This is a genomic window from Candidatus Pseudoscillospira sp. SGI.172 (assembly GCF_050313575.1).
In the GTDB taxonomy this organism is placed as follows: domain Bacteria; phylum Bacillota; class Clostridia; order Oscillospirales; family Oscillospiraceae; genus Vermiculatibacterium.
The window spans coordinates 73,068-88,778 of sequence record NZ_JBNPLQ010000002.1 but is presented as its reverse complement, the minus strand read 5'-3'; the positions used below and the strand labels follow the sequence as shown (position 1 = coordinate 88,778).

Sequence of the window (15,711 nt, the reverse complement as noted above, 5' to 3'; positions counted from 1 at the left end):
AAAGCATGACTTAGAACCAGGCTATGCCGCTCTCTCCCTTTCGGTAATTGGTGTGCTTTTCATTCTTATCCGGGGAGAGAAAATAGGCCGTGTCCGTGGTCTCATCATAGATGGTTCTGGTTTCCGCCCCGTCCTCAGCACAGCTTAGGATCACCATCTCGTTATGATCCGTGCTGTAGGTGAGATAGACGGTACCGGAAGCGTTCACGATCACTTCCCTGAGCTCCCGGCAGTCCTTCAGATACCGGGCCAATTCAGAGGAGGTGTAGGCAGCGTAAGTCTCGCTGCCTATTCTCTGTTCCCCCGCAAAAACACAGTACCCCAGAATCTCCTCCGGAGTCGGGGCCGCATCCACTGCACCGGGGAGCGCAAGGCCATACGCACGGTATTTCTCAACCTCCCGGTCCGACATGGGCTGTACGGCGGACTTCACCGTCAATGACACCGTCGGAAACAGGATCAGCGCCGCCGCAAAGAGGAACAGGACGATTGCTCTTCCCTGTCTTTGCATCGTTCCCCTCCTTGTCATTCTAAAGGGGCAGTCCCCCACCCGGAGACTGCCCTTTTTTATTATTTTGTGGCCCAGTTGCCTGTGGCCCCCGCCTTCAGGTAGGCGTTGATAAAGCCGTCCAGGTCGCCGTCCATGACGCCGCTCACATTGCTGGTCTCAAAGCCGGTGCGGTTGTCCTTCACCATCTGGTAAGGCATAAACACATAGCTGCGGATCTGGCTGCCCCATTCGATCTTCAGCTGCACGCCCTTGATGTCGGAGATCTTCTCTGCGTGGGCCTCCATCTTCAGCTGCACCAGCTTGGAGCGCAGCATCTTCATACAGGTCTCCTTGTTCTGGAACTGGCTGCGCTCGGTCTGGCAGGCCACCACCACGCCGGTGGGCTTATGGATGAGCCGCACGGCGGAAGAGGTCTTGTTGATGTGCTGGCCGCCGGCGCCGGAGGAGCGGTAGACCTGCATCTCGATGTCCTCGGGGCGGATGTCCACCTCCACGTCGTCCTCGATCTCCGGCATGACCTCCAGCGCGGCGAAGGAAGTCTGCCGTCTGGCGTTGGCGTCGAAGGGGGACACCCGCACCAGCCGGTGGACGCCGTGCTCACTGCGCAGGTGGCCGTAGGCGTTTTCACCCTCGATCATAATGGTGGCCGACTTGATCCCCGCCTCGTCTCCCTCGGTCACATCGGCCACCTTGCACTCATAGCCGTGGCGCTCGGCCCAGCGGGTATACATCCGCAGCAGCATCTGGGCCCAGTCCTGGGCCTCGGTGCCGCCGGCGCCGGCGTGGATGGTGAGAATGGCGTTGGAGTTATCGTATTCGCCGGTGAGCAGCGTGGACAGGCGGGCATCCTCCATCTCGGACTCCAGCTTGGCGTAGCCCTCCTCCAGCTCGGGAAGCAGGCTGTCGTCCTCCTCCTCGTTGCCCATCTCGCAGATGGTCATCAAATCGTCCCAATGGCTCTCCCTGCGGCGCTGGCTGTCCAGCTTGCTCCGGAGGGTATTCATCCGCCGGGTGGCCTTCTGCGATTTCTCCAGGTTGTCCCAGAAGCCCTCGGAAGCACTCTCCGACTCCAGCATTTCAAGCTCCCGCCGGGCGGCCTCCAGATCCAGAGCCTGCGCCAGCTCGTCCAGTGCGGGCTTGAGATTGTTGAGCTTTACCTTATATTCGTCAAATTGCAGCATGTTCCACACTCGCATTCGTCAAAATCAGCGGGGCTTTCCTGTTCAGCCCCGCACATACGGATATTATTATATCCAAAGCCACCCCGCTTGTAAAGAGACAGATACACAAAAACCGCCCGAAGGGGCGGTCTTTGGTCCTTTTGACGATGTTTGTTCAACGATTACTCGGAATGGGTGCGGACTGGATGGGGAAGATCAGGTCGTCCACGTCTCCCCGCTCGCCGCCCCGCCCGACTGGCAGGGTCTTCTCATCCACGGCGGCGCCTCCTCTCTGTAAGCAGCGGTTCTCCTTATTCTATGCGCAGCCCCATAAGAAAATGCGCGAAAAAGCTTTCTTGATTTTTAAATCTTTTTCATTGACAAAGACTCAACTCCGTGGTATTATAGATTTCGCACTTGGAAATGCGTTTCTTTCATGCCGGAGTGGCGGAATTGGTAGACGCCCGGGACTTAAAATCCTGTGTTCCAAAAGAACGTGCCGGTTCGATCCCGGTCTCCGGCACCAGCAATCATATCGCGGGGTAGAGCAGTTCGGTAGCTCGTCGGGCTCATAACCCGGAGGTCGCAGGTTCAAATCCTGTCCCCGCAACCATGACGAGTGTTCTTATAGCATTTGAAAAGCTGTAAGAACACTCGTCTTTTTTTGTTTTCATCCGGCGATCTCTGCCGGAGCGTAGTTGACGAATACACCCTTTCGGGTATTGACGGTCACATCAGGAATTGGGAGAGGCAGCATTTTAGGGATTGTGATTTCTCCCACGCAGTTATAATGGATGCGAAGTCGCTGCTCCCACACACCATCAATTTTCTCCGCATGGTAAACCTCGATCTTCTCAACCAACTCGTTGAGCATCCGGGGCTTGAGCTTGCGTGCGCGGGTGTACTTTCGCACCAAAGAGATGAACATATCCGTGGTCATGGCCTGGCTGCTCTGCTTCTCAATTTCGGAGCGGAGCTTTTTGATTTTCTCCGCCAGCTCCTTTTGCTCGTCCTCATACCGTCTAGACATTTTTGCAAAACGGTCATCGGAGAGCTTGCCGGAAACATTGTCCTCATAGATGCGTTCAAACAGCCCGTCCAGTTCCTCGTCACGGGCAAGCAGGGCTTTCAATTCCTTTTCCTTCAGCTTGCGGTCGGTCTCCGCCGCTTGCTGGGAGTGCCCGATCACCGCTTTCAGAAACTCGTCCTCATAGAGGCTGGCAAACTTCGTCAGACGCCGGATTTCACCAAGCACCACCTGTTCTAGGAAATCTACTCGGACATAGTGGGTGGACGTACAGCTCCCACGGTTGCCCTTATAGTTGGAGCAGTTGAAATACTTGATCTCCGGGTTGCCTTGATTGAAATGGAAGTGAAGATTGCAGCCGCAATCAGCACAGACCAGAAGGCCGGAGAACATGTTGTGCTCACCTTTGTTGGTGCGGCGCTTGCGGATTTTGCCCCGCTTCTGCTGCACCTGCTCAAAAACAGACCGTTCGATGATCGGCTCGTGGACATCCTTGAAGACGACCCAATTCTCACGGTCATTCTCCAACCTCTTTTTGTTCTTGTAGGATTTGGAGTAGGTCTTGAAGTTGAGAATGTCACCGCAATATTCCTGCAAAGACAGGATTTTGGTCACGGTGGAACTGTTCCACTTGGTAGCGGGCTGCTGCTTACCCTTTCCAGGGCGCTTGATGCCCTTTTTCAGCCAATAGGCACAAGGGGTAAGGATTTCATCCCGTTCAAGCTGCGTGGCGATCTGCTCCGTTCCGTAGCCCTCCAGGGTCATGCTGTAAATCCGCCGAACCACCTGGGCGGCTTCGTCATCTACGATCCATCGTTTCGGATTGTCGGGGTCTTTGATGTAACCGTAGGGAGGCTGGCCCATCGGCTCGCCCGCATTTCCCTTGATCTTGTTGCTGATACGCCGTTTCTTGCTGATGTCGCGGGCATACCATTCATTAAACAGGTTGCGGACCGGTGCCAACTCGTTCTCGCCCTCGGCGGTGTCGATGTTGTCGGATACCGCCACCAAGCGAATGTCATGCTCCGGGAAAAATTCCTCGGTCAGTCTGCCGACCTCGATGTAGTTACGGCCCAAGCGGGAAAGGTCTTTGACAAATACCGCAGCGGCCCGCCCCTGCTCAAGCTGCTGGATCATCTCCACAAAACCAGGGCGGTCCATCGTGACGCCGGAAATGCCATCGTCCAGGAAATGGACCAGATTGGTGTAGCCTTTCTCCTTCGCCACTTTGGTTAACAGCTTTTTCTGATTGCCGATGCTGTAACTCTCACCCTCCAGATTATCGTCACGGGAAAGCCGCTCATAGAGGAAAGCGGTCACATCACGGGATTTTTTGTTATTCGACTGTCTCATAAGTCCTCCTTTCCGGACAGCCGAACAGAGCATATCTTGTATTCCCAATACAATTATACCGCCGCCCTCTGCCCGTGTCAGCCGGGTTTGGAGAGTTTGTTATTCTCATGTTCTGCCTTCATCAATCGAAGAAGGACGCTGCCCAGGGTATCCGGGCTTTCCTCTTTGAAAACAGACTCTACCACAAACAACCTGTTGCCGAAGCGATAGGTCATTTGTTCAAGTTGTACTTGATGTTGCTTTGGGATATCTGGGGGTGCAGGCTTCTCTTTCATGGATCGCCTTCCTTTCCTCTCACATAGAAAAACGAATCCAGCCCAGGCTGTCGGCGGGCGCAGAAAGGGGAAACCGTCCGCCGACACTTGGGCTGGTGCAGTTATTTCCGAACGACAGCCCGAATCAGTCGGGTTTCCAGACAGCGTTTCATGTGGACATCCACGCACACATGAGGCGTTCCGTTCTTGTCATAGAGCGTACGGGTACACAGGCGGCTCATATAGTCGTCGTAGTACCGCAGCACTTGCTCCATGGCCTCGCTGTCACCGCCGGAGGCCGCATGGATCACCCAAACGGGCAGCAGGTCCTTTCCCTTGTGGATGGGCTCTGTCATCTTCCTCAGCCTCCTTTCGGCATCAGCGCCGACAATGCTTCGCGCAGTTCCTGCAGCGCCTTCGTCCGGTGCCGCTGAACGGCGCTCCGGGACATCCCAACGAGATTGCCAATCTCACCGTCTGCCAGGTCCAGAGTGCAGTGCAAAATCAAAATGCTCTGCTCTGTCTGCGGCAAAGCGGAGAAAGCCTCGGCTACAAGCTCGTTGTCGATATGTAGATCGTAGCCGTGCGACGAGAACACAATGCTGTCGCTGGGGTAACGATCCACGACGCAGAGCTTGTCCAGTTCCGCCTGGGACAAGTCGCTAAAGAAGGCTTCACGCTCTCTTTGGCGTTTCATGTTCCGCAGGTAGGCTCTGGCCTCGTTTCGCAACACCTTCTTGCAAAAAGCATCGAACCGGCATTGCTCGCCATAGTCGCGGGGGTTAGATTCCATCAGTTTCACCCCCTTCCCATGGGGGGATCAGGTGGTTCTCTCCCTTTCCGCTACTACCAATCCTGCGAGAGTGTGTTCTGCCCGCCAAACGCATCCTTTTTGAAGAAAATTTGAGAAAAGCAACGGCCAGCCAGCCCGACCGCAGGAAACGACAAAAAGCGCCCGGCAGGTCACAGACCCACCGGGCGCAATAGCGAGTGATATGAAGTTTATTTACATGGTATAGTTCATACTCATGGCCGAACCTGTCCGACGAATGGAACGGGCTTTTTTTGAGCCGTTAGGGGGGTGAAAAATGAAAAAGGACACAGCGATACCTCCTCGATACCGCCGTATCCTTAAAAAAGGGCGACTTTAATACACCCCCTGCATTCTCATTTTTTCAAACAGAATACAGCGGTCTTGATTTCTTGTTTTCAAAACCGCCGCATTCCATCAGCGGTTTGCGCCGCCAGGAATCAATTCTTTTCGAAGTTTACAAAAAACTTTGAGGATGCTAGACCAATCACACATACCAGTAATCCACTGGGGATCAGCACCCAATAGGGACTATCTGAAAACCAATCAAACAGCGCCCCATAGATGATCTGTCCTGCAGGCTGGGCACACATGGCAAGAGTGAATACATAGGACATGATCTTTCCCATCAAATGTTCGGGAGTTCGAGTCTGGATAACGGAGATTGCATAGGTGGAAAACAGACTGCATCCAAATTGCCCAAGGCTGAACATGACAAGGAGAATGATGTAAATACCGAGAGACCCTATAGGTAAGAGAAAAGCAATTCCCGTTGGAATGAGGCTAAGACCAAGTCCCATGAAGACAAAGGCCAGCCAGCGCAAACGGAATTTCTGCGCTGTAATTACCACAAAGAGGCTGCCCAACACGGCGGCTACACCCATAACGCTCTCTGCTGCTCCGTAATGCTCTGCCGAGAGTCCAAGAACAGTCCGCACCAGGTAAGGAAAGCCGACTACCACCGTGCCAGCTACAAACAAGCTAGCCAGGGCTGCAAGCAGGAGCAATTTGAGGATACACGGCTGCTCCCGACGCAGGAAGTGAATGCTGACGGAGAAGTCCTCTCTAATGATCTCCCGGACACTCATAGTGACTTCCGCCTTTTGATAGTCCAGGTGAATGAAGCACTCCAAAATAGCGGTGAGGAAAAAGCAGGCCACCGTTCCCCAGAGGACCGGAGTAAGTCCAAAAGCAGCGTAAACCAGACTCCCCAGAAACGGAGTGATAAGACCGGCAATGGCCTGTACTTGATTGACAGCCGCATTGCCTTTCATCAGATTGTCCCCAGAGAGCATTTGGGGGATGCAAGCCTGTACTGTGGGAGACTCAAAGGCGGCCAGGACAGACAGGATCACTAACAATGCACCGATGACCCAAATATCATGTCCAAAGGGCAGCACCAAGCCGGCAACCAGCACGGTGCATCCGGAGAGAGTGTCCAGTCCTACCATGATGTTACGCCGGTTGGCGCGATCCGCCAGAATACCGCCAAAGGGGGACAACAGGATGGCAGGCAGCATGGCCACGGCCAACAAAGTTGCAAAAATGGATGCCGATCCGGTCTGCTCCAGCACATACATGGAGAGGGCAAACTTTAGGGTGTAGTTGCCAATCAGAGAACTGACCTGCCCCAGAATCAGAAAAGTAAAATTGCGGGTGAATAGTTTGTCTCTCATTTTTCTGTCCTCCGGAAACAGATTGCAATCAACATATCGGCTGCCAGACCAACGACACTTAGCCCCGCACACCACGCCGCGGCAGTTCGGTTTCCACGATCCGCCAGACGCCCAGCAATCAGTAGTAATCCGACTTCAGCAGCCAGGGATGTCCCTCTGGCTACACAGCGAAATAAGCGGCTGCGATTCCACACACGATTTACGGTTTTGTCCAGATGATCTGCTGCGGTCTCCACCCGTCGTTCAAAGTTTGCAGCTGCCCTTTCAACCTTCTGGTCAAATTCTCGTTCTGTCATGTCTCATACCTCCATGTTATTTACTTGTCTCAGTAGATTTTTGATTGCCAAAGTTGCAAGGATGCCCGTCACACCAAGAACGGCTCCCATCATTGGCAAGAATACCAGTGCTGAGCTGATTATCTGACACACAATGGTTGCCAGAACGACCGATGCCACAATGGTCACTGGAACCGACTTTTTGCGGAATCCAAACCACAGAGCAATCACCCCCATCAGCCCCGCCAGAACGGAACAGCAGAACAGGAAGCCCAGTGATTGCAGAACCACTTTGATTGTCAGATGGTCAGAACAGATGGGAAACAGTGATTCTGTTAGAAAGAACACAGCCTGGACCACCGCTCCGCACAGGAGCATCCCCCCAGCGGTATAGGCAAACACCAGCATCATCTTTGCGCACAGCACCTTTTTCCGGCTGATTGGATAGCTCAACAGCAGAATTGCGCGTTTCCCGCTGTATTCCTCCACCACAAACCGGGAGGCCATGACTGCCGACAGAATCGAAAAAATTGCCATACAGACCAAACAGGTTATCCCCATCAGGAAGGGATACTGGGAGAACAATTCCGCATCCGGCTCGGTGGGGTCCATATAGGGGATGGCGGCCATCAGGTACTGGAAGCCCAGCATCGTCACTCCGCAAATCAAGGTTGCAATATGATATGGGCGTAGACGATTCCGTTTTAATTCCAATGCAATCAAATTACGCATGGTCGGCACCTCCTTGGATGAGCGAAATAAAATAGTCCTCCAGATCGGAAGGATGCTGCTTACAGAGACCTGCCATCTCCGCTTCTCGCACGATAGTTCCGTCCACAATGACACCCACACGATCCGCGATCTGCTCGATCTCAGACAGAATGTGACTGGACATCAGAATGGACATTCCTTCCTCCTGAACCAAGCGGCGAAACAAAATACGCATCTCCTTCATGCCCACAGGGTCCAGACCGTTGACCGGTTCATCCAGGATCAACACTTCGGGCCGATGGATGATGGCTCGCGCAATGGCCAAACGCTGCCGCATACCCAGGGAGAAGGTAGACACCGGCTGGCTCTCTGTACCGGGCAGTCCCACACGGCAGAGCGTTGGTTCCACATCGGTATCCTCGATTCCCATATAAGCCAGATGGAGGCGTAGATTATCCGCAGCCGACAGATGCTCATAAAATATCGGCGTTTCAATCAGACTTCCAGTGCGTCGAAGTATTGCCCCGTTATCACGCACACTGTCCAGTCCCAGCACAATGGCGGTTCCAGCAGATGGTTTTAACAACCCCAGCAACAGTTTGAGCACCGTAGTCTTACCTGCTCCGTTGCGCCCCAGGAAACCATAAATGCTGCCCCGCTCCACGGAAAAGGTGCATTTCCGGATTACTTCTTTTCCCGAAAAGGTTTTTGTCAGGTTGTTTGCAGAGATTACAATTTGGCCCATGTTATACTCCTTTCATACCTTCAAGCGGTATGTATCCTAGTAAAAAATTTGCCGCAGTGATCGACTGCGGTATTTACAATATAATACCTTCTGGATGAATGTATATGCCCAAAATAAAATTGCCGCGAGGCAATTTTATTTCAGGTCGGGGATTTGCTCAAAGAACTCGTCCACCAGTCGCTGAATGGTATCGTCAAACAGAGGCACGCCCATCTTCTCCATCATCTCCCCGATAAAGGAGAATTTCCGCCGCATCTCCTCTTTGGTGGCTGGAAACACAGATGGCAGCAGCCACAGGCTGGTGAGCAGAGGCAGCAGTTCAGCAATCTCCTTGGCATACTCTGTGTGGATGGAACCGTCCCGGTTCCCCTCCTCGATGAGTTCCAGAAAATACGGGGTGAGAATCCGGCGGTTGGCATCGATCATTCCAACCAATACTCTGGGATTGTGATTCATCGGAATGGACTGTGCTGTCATATTGGTACGGGCTGTGTCTGCCTGATTCAGCCGGACTACTTCACGCAGCTTTTGGAGCCCGTTCAGATCGGTACGACCTTTCACTGCCTCGAAGGGGTTATTTTCAAAAAACATACGGTCACTCACCGCATCCATGATTTCCTCTTTGGACTTAAAGTGGTGGTACACCGCACCTTTTGTAAGGCCGCCCAGCTCGTTCACGATGTCCTGGATGGTGGTGTTCTCGTAGCCCTTTTCTAAAAAGAGGCGCTGAGCTACATCTAAAATCCGCTCCTCGGTGACTTCCGGGTATTTGTTCCGTGCCATCCACTGTGCCCCCTAAACATTCTCTAAGTATGTATTTATTATACGGATTATATTGCACCCTGTCAAGATACATTCTTATAGTATCTAAGGCGCAGAACGGCCATTTGACGAGGGTGAATGTGTAGTAATAACAGAAAGAAGCAAGGGGCAGAGAAACTACAGCAAGCACAGCAAGTGTGGCCTCACTTGCGAATTTTTGCTTTAGGGAACCCCTGCCCCTAAACACAAAATTGCTTGTTGGGATAGTCCTAAACCCTTATGCAAGAAGGCATATTCTTCTCTGTGGTAAGCCGCAAATATCTCATACATCCTGCGCTGATTGGTAAAATTGTAGGAACGGCCCGCAGAAATGCTGAACTACTTGAGCGGGCATAGGATCGGAAACGGTGAGAAACTGCCCGAGTAATGCGACGGAACGACATCTGAAAATGTCGGGATGCAAACGAATCGCCGCACTACGCACTACGGAGAAATGCAGATTCCTCGCTAGAATGGCAACAGTCTAGAAATATATAAAAACTCTTGAAAAAGGAGTATTCAACGAAATCGCAGAAATTTGATATCTCATTGTATTTTTCACTCAATTACATTATAATTAATTGACGGTAGGCCTCTGTAGTGCCAAGGCAGCCGTGTGGGTAATTTCCTATACGGCTGTTTTATATTTTTTACCTACCTTGTAGACAAGCGAGGTGTAAATATGGACGCCCCTATTATAGAAAAGATCGTAGATCTGTTAATAGATCTCTGCAAAGATGCATTCTCCGGGCTGAAAGGAAAAATCCTGCTTTTTAATATTAGAAGAAGACTAAGAAGACAAATTTTTAATGAAATACTCTCCAAATATGGAGATACGGTTTTTTACAATGACTTGGATCATTTTCTTACAAAAAATGATGTAGTTTGCAATATTATACGAAATTGCTGTGATACATCAGTATTTCACTATAAATCCAAATCTCAGTCGGTGGATTACTACGTCCAATTATTTGTTGAGCAACACCCAAACTACAGCCGCTATCATTATGAGATTCGAACGCTTCTGCAAAGATATTTCGAAGTCATTTATCTTGCTTTAAACAAATCTAATAATAGTGAGACGAGAATTATCTGTAACACAGCCAAAGAACTTGCAAATGGATTATTAAGTGAATTACAGTATATTAAGTCCGCTGTTGAACAACTTGATAAAAAAGTAGACGGATTGCTCAATGAACCAGAGTGCATGCCCACAAGCTTTTCATATGACGAATATCGCAAACATTTGCTATGTTTATATCCGCTATATCCTGCTGATAAATATCTAGAGCGCAAAATCTATTCGAAATATGAAAGCAATATTCAATTAAATTCTCTAGATGTATTGCTTAAAGAAAAGCGTGTCCTTGTTTTAGGAGAAGCAGGTTATGGCAAAACTTATGAGTCCGTCACACTACTCCAGAGTGCGTGTTTAAATGAACATACACTCACATTAATACCGGTATTTATTTCCCTGCGGGAATATGGGCTGCTCTATAACGATATCATTAGTGGCATTAAATATAAACTAGGTCCATTTTGCAACGGAAACATAGACCAATTAGTTGAACAGCAATTGAAAGAAGGACGGTATCTCCTTATATTGGATGGTATTGATGATATCAGTCAAGAAAATTACCGAACAAAATTTTATGCCGAATTCAATAACTTTGCTGCACAGTACAATGATAACTATTTCTTTATCACTTCACGCTTCAACCGTTACCACGGAGAATTAGGTGAACAAAAGCAATACTTTCTTACTGCATTAAATAAGGAAACCATTCAGAAGGAACTGAGAACTGAAGGAATTGCTGTTGACATTCCTCAACAGTATTATGTGCTTTTTTCGAATCCATTCTTTTTGTCTGTTGGAAAGTCAGTATTAAAGAAAAGCACCAATCGAGACATATTTAACAGGAGTAGATTGTTTGAAGAATTATTTCAGAAATTATACGGTGGTATGCCTCAACAAGGGAAATTTTCAGACAATGTTCCTTTAACTTACCATGATGCACAGAATATTTTGGGAGATTTTGCGTATCATACTTTTTCTCAGCCATCCTACAGCTACACCGAATTTGACCAACAGCTTTCCAAAATTGTGCCTGAAAACAAAATGCGTATCATAGGTTCATTTGTGGGCTCTGGTTTATTTAGAATTGAAGACAAAGTAGTTTTTGTACATAAACTACTCAAAGAGTATTGTGTTGCCCATTATCTAGTTCATAACTTTCCTTTGTCCCGTAATGTTGAACTCTATTCGAATTTAGTTGAAAAAGATGAATGGAAAGAAGTTTTTATCTTTGCGGGAGGGATATTCAAAGACGCGCAGGCACAAGATGAGTTTTTGGATTTTGTGATGGAGCGTAATCTGCCTCTGTATATTGAATGCGTTAATGCTAAAAGTGATGTAAATGAATCAGATATAGACAGTGTTACAAGGCTTCTAACCCAAATACATAGAACATACAGGTTTATTTTGAGTAAGTACTTTAGCCCTATAGAGGCGCTATTTGAGCCCGTCCATACACCTGATCGTTTTACAATGGAACCAGGCTCAAAGATTGCTATTATTGGATGCTTATCAGAGGATAAGCACCATTTGAGATATTGGTTTGATTTTGTTTCAGCGGATGAAAGTGATGTTCAATGTATTAACGAACAGCAATGTAAAGAGTATTATGCAACCTTTGAGCGAAAAGCACTTTTCCAGAGACGTAATTTTACTAGTTATTATGTAAATCTTCAACTGTCCGGATTGAGTGAAGATAGTGGACGTAACATTGCTATCAATCTAATTAAAAAAAGGCTTGCGGAGCTAATTGAAAAGAAAAATCTAATTGAAAGCAAATACTTGCTGTGTGAGCGGATTACTTACTATCAGAGAAAAGTGGAAGCCCTTAAGGGGCTTGATAATTTGCTCGAAATGCAAGCTGTCATTGACAAAATGATTAATGAGGAACTTAAAAAAACCTCGAATTTGGCAGGATATACGCTGAATGGCGTAGAACTATTTCACCTCCGGGATTTATTGCACTGTCTAAATCAGGATAATACGATTTTATCAGACTTTATTCTTCCTGGTCCAGATATACTAATGCCAATACAAGGTAGGTGCTTTACTTGGGATTTGTATTCAAAGGAACAAAAGGAACGGCGTATATCTCAATTCTTTTATTATCATGAGATCAGCTATTTGAGCATGGTCGATTATAATTTTCCAAGCTTGAAAAAGTATTTCCGAAGGTACAACGATGCACCATATCAAGTGGTAGTTGAGGTGGATCATAATGAAGATGCAAACCCACATGATTTTACATCACAACCTTCACTTCAGTATTACTATGTTGCATCACCCACAGCAGATATCCCTATGCCCTTAATTCGCAGGGCCCAGGGAAAGCGATTTAACGATCATGATCAAATTGTATGTGATATTCAAGAGAGTTACTTGAAGCAAGGCCGAACAGTAAATTGTATAACAACTACGCGGACAGGCTTTATGTTTACTCTTACCTCAAGACGCACACGTAGGAGTGGTCCGCTATCCGACTATGTGTATAGTTCAATAAAAGAAAGTTTAGCGGATGTATTTGGTTCAATACCGTAATAGTTGAGCAAAAATGTTGTAGTGAAAGGTGACTTCTCGCCTTATTTTGCTGGTATTACGATTATTCTGCATTTTATCTCTCAAGCGAATACCATCAACAACTGTCTGATTCGATCAGCGCCTGCGGGGTGGGGGGATTGATAGGATAGGATTTGATTCTTTCGTATTAAATTAATCAGTATTTCTTTTATCTTTATTTAATTGTGGCCGGTTTTCCAGACATGGGTTATCCGTATCCGGGTTTCCCGTATTTGGACAAGCCGTATTTGGCGCGTCCACATCCAGGAAACCCGTTTGGTGAGATGGAGCGTCGCGTAGATGACATATTTTCGCAGGTTTGAAAAGTGTTGTTTCTGAGAAAAAAGCCACTTCTGAGCCATTTTGATACGCTGGGTGATAAATCACCCGTGTCCCCTTTCTAACAGGCAACACAAAAAGAAAAAAGAGGTTTTTTCAACCCTAATTGGCGCATTTATTTTGGGCGTTAAGAAAAGGGCGGCTGCTTCAAAGCAGCCGCCACAAGATAGGGGAAATACAAGATAATTCTCTGTTCGTATGCCCACAAGTCCTTGATATTACTGGGGTTTTCAAAAAGTTCTGTATCACCACTCATACCAGAAGATTTCCCTAGAACTGTAACAGTTCTAGGGATTTTCTTTTTTCTGGACTTTTCGCTCAGAGTCCTGTCTCAGTGCACATTTTGTGCACCGGCCTCAAAAGAGCACCGGGGGGAACTCTTAAGCAGGGGCATGGCAAAAATCAAAAAATTCAAATTTGTACGGTGGACGGCAGAAAACTGCCGTCCACCCCAGTCTGTCGAAGAACCCAACTGCAAGTTAAACTGCAGTTGGGTTCTTGGCGCAAATCGAAAGAAATATGAGGGATAGCAAGGAATGAACAAGAGAGCTCCACTTCCATCTTGCCAGCTTTTTGCGTTCCATGGCAGCAAGCTTATCAGAAGCGCGCCTGCTGTGAAATCCACGTATTCCACATTCCCGTCCTGCTGGTAACCAACGTCCTGCTCTCCGGTGGGGGACTCCCCATGTGAGCGGTATACGGCGTGGAGCTTTTCAGTGCGTTTGGGTTCTCCCTTGTACGAAGCCATCTGCCGCATTCCGGCCCTTCGGTACTGGATCCTTGGCATTCAAAAATCTCAAATCCCCGTTCGCTCCAACGGCTCAAAAACAGCCGCCCCGACGGATCGAACTCCGTCAGGGCGGCTGCTCTTGCTTATCTTTTAGTTCGTTCCCTCGTCTTCGCGCTTTCTGCCAAAGATGAGGATCCCCGCAAGGGTGCTTCCGCTGACCACCATAGCCCCCAGCAGCAGCGGGAGGTTGGTGTCGTCACCAGTCTGTGGCATGTCGCCCAAGGGAACACCGTCTTCTCCGATCTCGATGTCGGGAAGCCCGCCATTGGGCACGTTCCCGTCGTCGATGTCGGGAAGCCCGCCCTCAGGCACATCTCCATCGTCGATCTCAACGTCGCTGCTCTCGGCAGGGGGCGGTGTGGTGGGGGTGGGGCTCGGCGTTACGCTTGGATCCGGGGCAGCAGAGGGCTTGGGTGTATGGTCGGGCTTGTCGCCGCCGCCGCCGTTCACGACCTGCTCAGCGTAAAAATACCAGTCCACATAGCACTCGGCATCCTGAAACTCATTCCCCATCTCGATCGGAACCGTCAGATCCACTGCCAGGTCTTTACTGTTTCCCCGTTCAAAGGTTCCGAGATAAATCCCCTGCGCATCCTCGCCTGCGTTCAGGACATCCAACTCATCCGTACCCTGGCTGACTTTCAGAGTCATGGCATTCAGAAACGCCAGATTTGCCTCGGCATTGTCCCCGCACACCCGGGCATACAGGTATACCTTGTAGCTGCTGTCATTGCCGGCTGCAGCCTCAACCCGTATGGGCTGGGTCAGGTGATCGCCGGGCATGACGTTTTTGAAGCTGTCAAACAAATCCACCGTGGTGTCGTGAGGTACAGCCGCCCGCGTCTGGGCCGTCTCGTCGGTCTGCTTGGGACGGTTGAAGGTAAACTTCGCCGTGGAGCCGCTGCCCACAATGGTGACCGTTGGGACGTCGGGATCGGCGGCCAGGACCTGCACCGCCAGCGCACCGGCGCTGTAAGTGAAGATCAGGGCCAGGCACAGGGAAGCGGCAATCAGAAGCCGGCTCATCTTTTTCCGTTTCATCTCTGCCACCTCCTTAATTCGCGCTCAGCATGCCGTCGGAATTTACCGCCACCGGCCATCCGGCAGCCACCACGGCGGCCGTTCCTGCCGCAGTCCCGCCCTTGGCCTGAATGGCGTCGCACAGGATCTGGAGATCCATGTGATACCCGTTGGCGGTCTTTACCGCTGCCTTTGTGAAGAGGTATCCGGTATCGTCATTCGGCGCAATGGGCTCCTTGCAGTAGTAGTAACCGTCTCTTCCCTGGAACCAGTCGCTTCCGGTCAGTCCAGTAAAAGCGAGATCATCCAGGCTGGCGGGCAGGGCCACCGCATTTCCACTGTCGTCCTGCCACGTGGGGACGAGGGCAACACGGATATAGGCGTCGATGTCGCCGGTGTTTTTGATGCTGACATTTGTTTTTACATTCCCATCAAATGTCTCGCTCACCTCGCTGGTCACATGACTGGCTTGGAACGTATTTTCCACCGCGTTGGTGGAGACTGCCAGCCAGGCGATCGTGCCGCCAACCGTGAGCGCCGCGATGAGGGCGACTGCAACAAGCAGGATGTGCGGCTTTGGGGATTTCATTTCATGTTTTCCTCTCAT

General features: G+C 49.7%; 14 protein-coding genes and 2 tRNA genes. 3 read left to right on the top strand and 13 right to left on the bottom strand.

The annotated features are described in order from the left end of the window. Nucleotides 1-10 precede the first annotated feature (10 nt). On the bottom strand, nt 11-511 hold the full coding sequence (locus ACQRD3_RS01695; protein ID WP_427779432.1) for a hypothetical protein: 501 nt from the start codon (nt 509-511) through the stop codon (nt 11-13). Between the two features lie 59 nt (nt 512-570). After that, entirely contained in the window at nt 571-1,692 is a 1,122-nt protein-coding gene (gene prfB, locus ACQRD3_RS01690) for a peptide chain release factor 2 (protein WP_080907200.1), read from the bottom strand. Between the two features lie 417 nt (nt 1,693-2,109). Between prfB and ACQRD3_RS01685 the strand changes: the two genes are divergently transcribed. Both ACQRD3_RS01685 and ACQRD3_RS01680 read left to right on the top strand, forming a co-directional pair. Continuing rightward, a tRNA-Leu gene (locus ACQRD3_RS01685) sits at nt 2,110-2,197 on the top strand. A 10-nt stretch (nt 2,198-2,207) separates the two neighbouring features. Next, nucleotides 2,208-2,284: transfer RNA gene (locus ACQRD3_RS01680), tRNA-Met, on the top strand. Nucleotides 2,285-2,341: 57 nt separating this feature from the next. Here ACQRD3_RS01680 and ACQRD3_RS01675 read toward each other — a convergent pair. The 9 genes from ACQRD3_RS01675 to ACQRD3_RS01635 all read right to left on the bottom strand — a co-directional run bounded on the left by ACQRD3_RS01675 (nt 2,342) and on the right by ACQRD3_RS01635 (nt 9,306). Further along, nucleotides 2,342-4,051, bottom strand: a complete 1,710-nt coding sequence (locus tag ACQRD3_RS01675; protein ID WP_427779430.1) for a DUF4368 domain-containing protein — start codon at nt 4,049-4,051, stop codon at nt 2,342-2,344. A 77-nt stretch (nt 4,052-4,128) separates the two neighbouring features. Further along, nucleotides 4,129-4,326, bottom strand: coding sequence for a hypothetical protein (locus ACQRD3_RS01670; protein ID WP_427779428.1), 198 nt, complete (start codon nt 4,324-4,326; stop codon nt 4,129-4,131). A gap of 101 nt (nt 4,327-4,427) precedes the next feature. Further along, entirely contained in the window at nt 4,428-4,661 is a 234-nt protein-coding gene (locus tag ACQRD3_RS01665; protein ID WP_427779427.1) for a helix-turn-helix domain-containing protein, read from the bottom strand. A gap of 5 nt (nt 4,662-4,666) precedes the next feature. Continuing rightward, nucleotides 4,667-5,098, bottom strand: a complete 432-nt coding sequence (locus tag ACQRD3_RS01660) for a sigma-70 family RNA polymerase sigma factor (RefSeq protein ID WP_256176524.1) — start codon at nt 5,096-5,098, stop codon at nt 4,667-4,669. A gap of 458 nt (nt 5,099-5,556) precedes the next feature. Further along, the gene (locus ACQRD3_RS01655; RefSeq protein ID WP_427779425.1) at nt 5,557-6,792 is read right to left on the bottom strand and encodes an MFS transporter; all 1,236 of its coding nucleotides are present in this window, start codon (nt 6,790-6,792) and stop codon (nt 5,557-5,559) included. After that, nucleotides 6,789-7,088 (bottom strand): hypothetical protein, encoded by a 300-nt coding sequence (locus ACQRD3_RS01650; protein WP_427779423.1) that lies wholly within the window; start codon nt 7,086-7,088, stop codon nt 6,789-6,791. Before ACQRD3_RS01650 ends, ACQRD3_RS01655 begins: the two co-directional genes overlap by 4 nt. Before the next feature lie 3 nt (nt 7,089-7,091). Beyond that, nucleotides 7,092-7,799, bottom strand: coding sequence for an ABC transporter permease (locus ACQRD3_RS01645; RefSeq protein ID WP_427779421.1), 708 nt, complete (start codon nt 7,797-7,799; stop codon nt 7,092-7,094). Next, the gene (locus ACQRD3_RS01640; protein ID WP_427779419.1) at nt 7,792-8,523 is read right to left on the bottom strand and encodes an ABC transporter ATP-binding protein; all 732 of its coding nucleotides are present in this window, start codon (nt 8,521-8,523) and stop codon (nt 7,792-7,794) included. The genes ACQRD3_RS01645 and ACQRD3_RS01640 overlap by 8 nt, the downstream gene beginning before the upstream one ends. Nucleotides 8,524-8,658: 135 nt before the next feature. Further along, nucleotides 8,659-9,306 carry a TetR/AcrR family transcriptional regulator gene (locus ACQRD3_RS01635; RefSeq protein ID WP_340040471.1) on the bottom strand — a complete coding sequence of 216 codons (648 nt, stop codon included), beginning with the start codon at nt 9,304-9,306 and terminating at the stop codon, nt 8,659-8,661. Nucleotides 9,307-10,006: 700 nt separating this feature from the next. Here ACQRD3_RS01635 and ACQRD3_RS01630 point away from each other — a divergent pair. Further along, on the top strand, nt 10,007-12,937 hold the full coding sequence (locus ACQRD3_RS01630; RefSeq protein ID WP_427779416.1) for an NACHT domain-containing protein: 2,931 nt from the start codon (nt 10,007-10,009) through the stop codon (nt 12,935-12,937). A 1,237-nt stretch (nt 12,938-14,174) separates the two neighbouring features. On the opposite strand, the gene ACQRD3_RS01625 is transcribed toward ACQRD3_RS01630, so the two are convergent. Then, the gene (locus tag ACQRD3_RS01625) at nt 14,175-15,125 is read right to left on the bottom strand and encodes an LPXTG cell wall anchor domain-containing protein (RefSeq protein ID WP_080906746.1); all 951 of its coding nucleotides are present in this window, start codon (nt 15,123-15,125) and stop codon (nt 14,175-14,177) included. 13 nt (nt 15,126-15,138) lie between these two features. Then, nucleotides 15,139-15,711, bottom strand: coding sequence for a hypothetical protein (locus ACQRD3_RS01620; protein WP_080906747.1), 573 nt, complete (start codon nt 15,709-15,711; stop codon nt 15,139-15,141).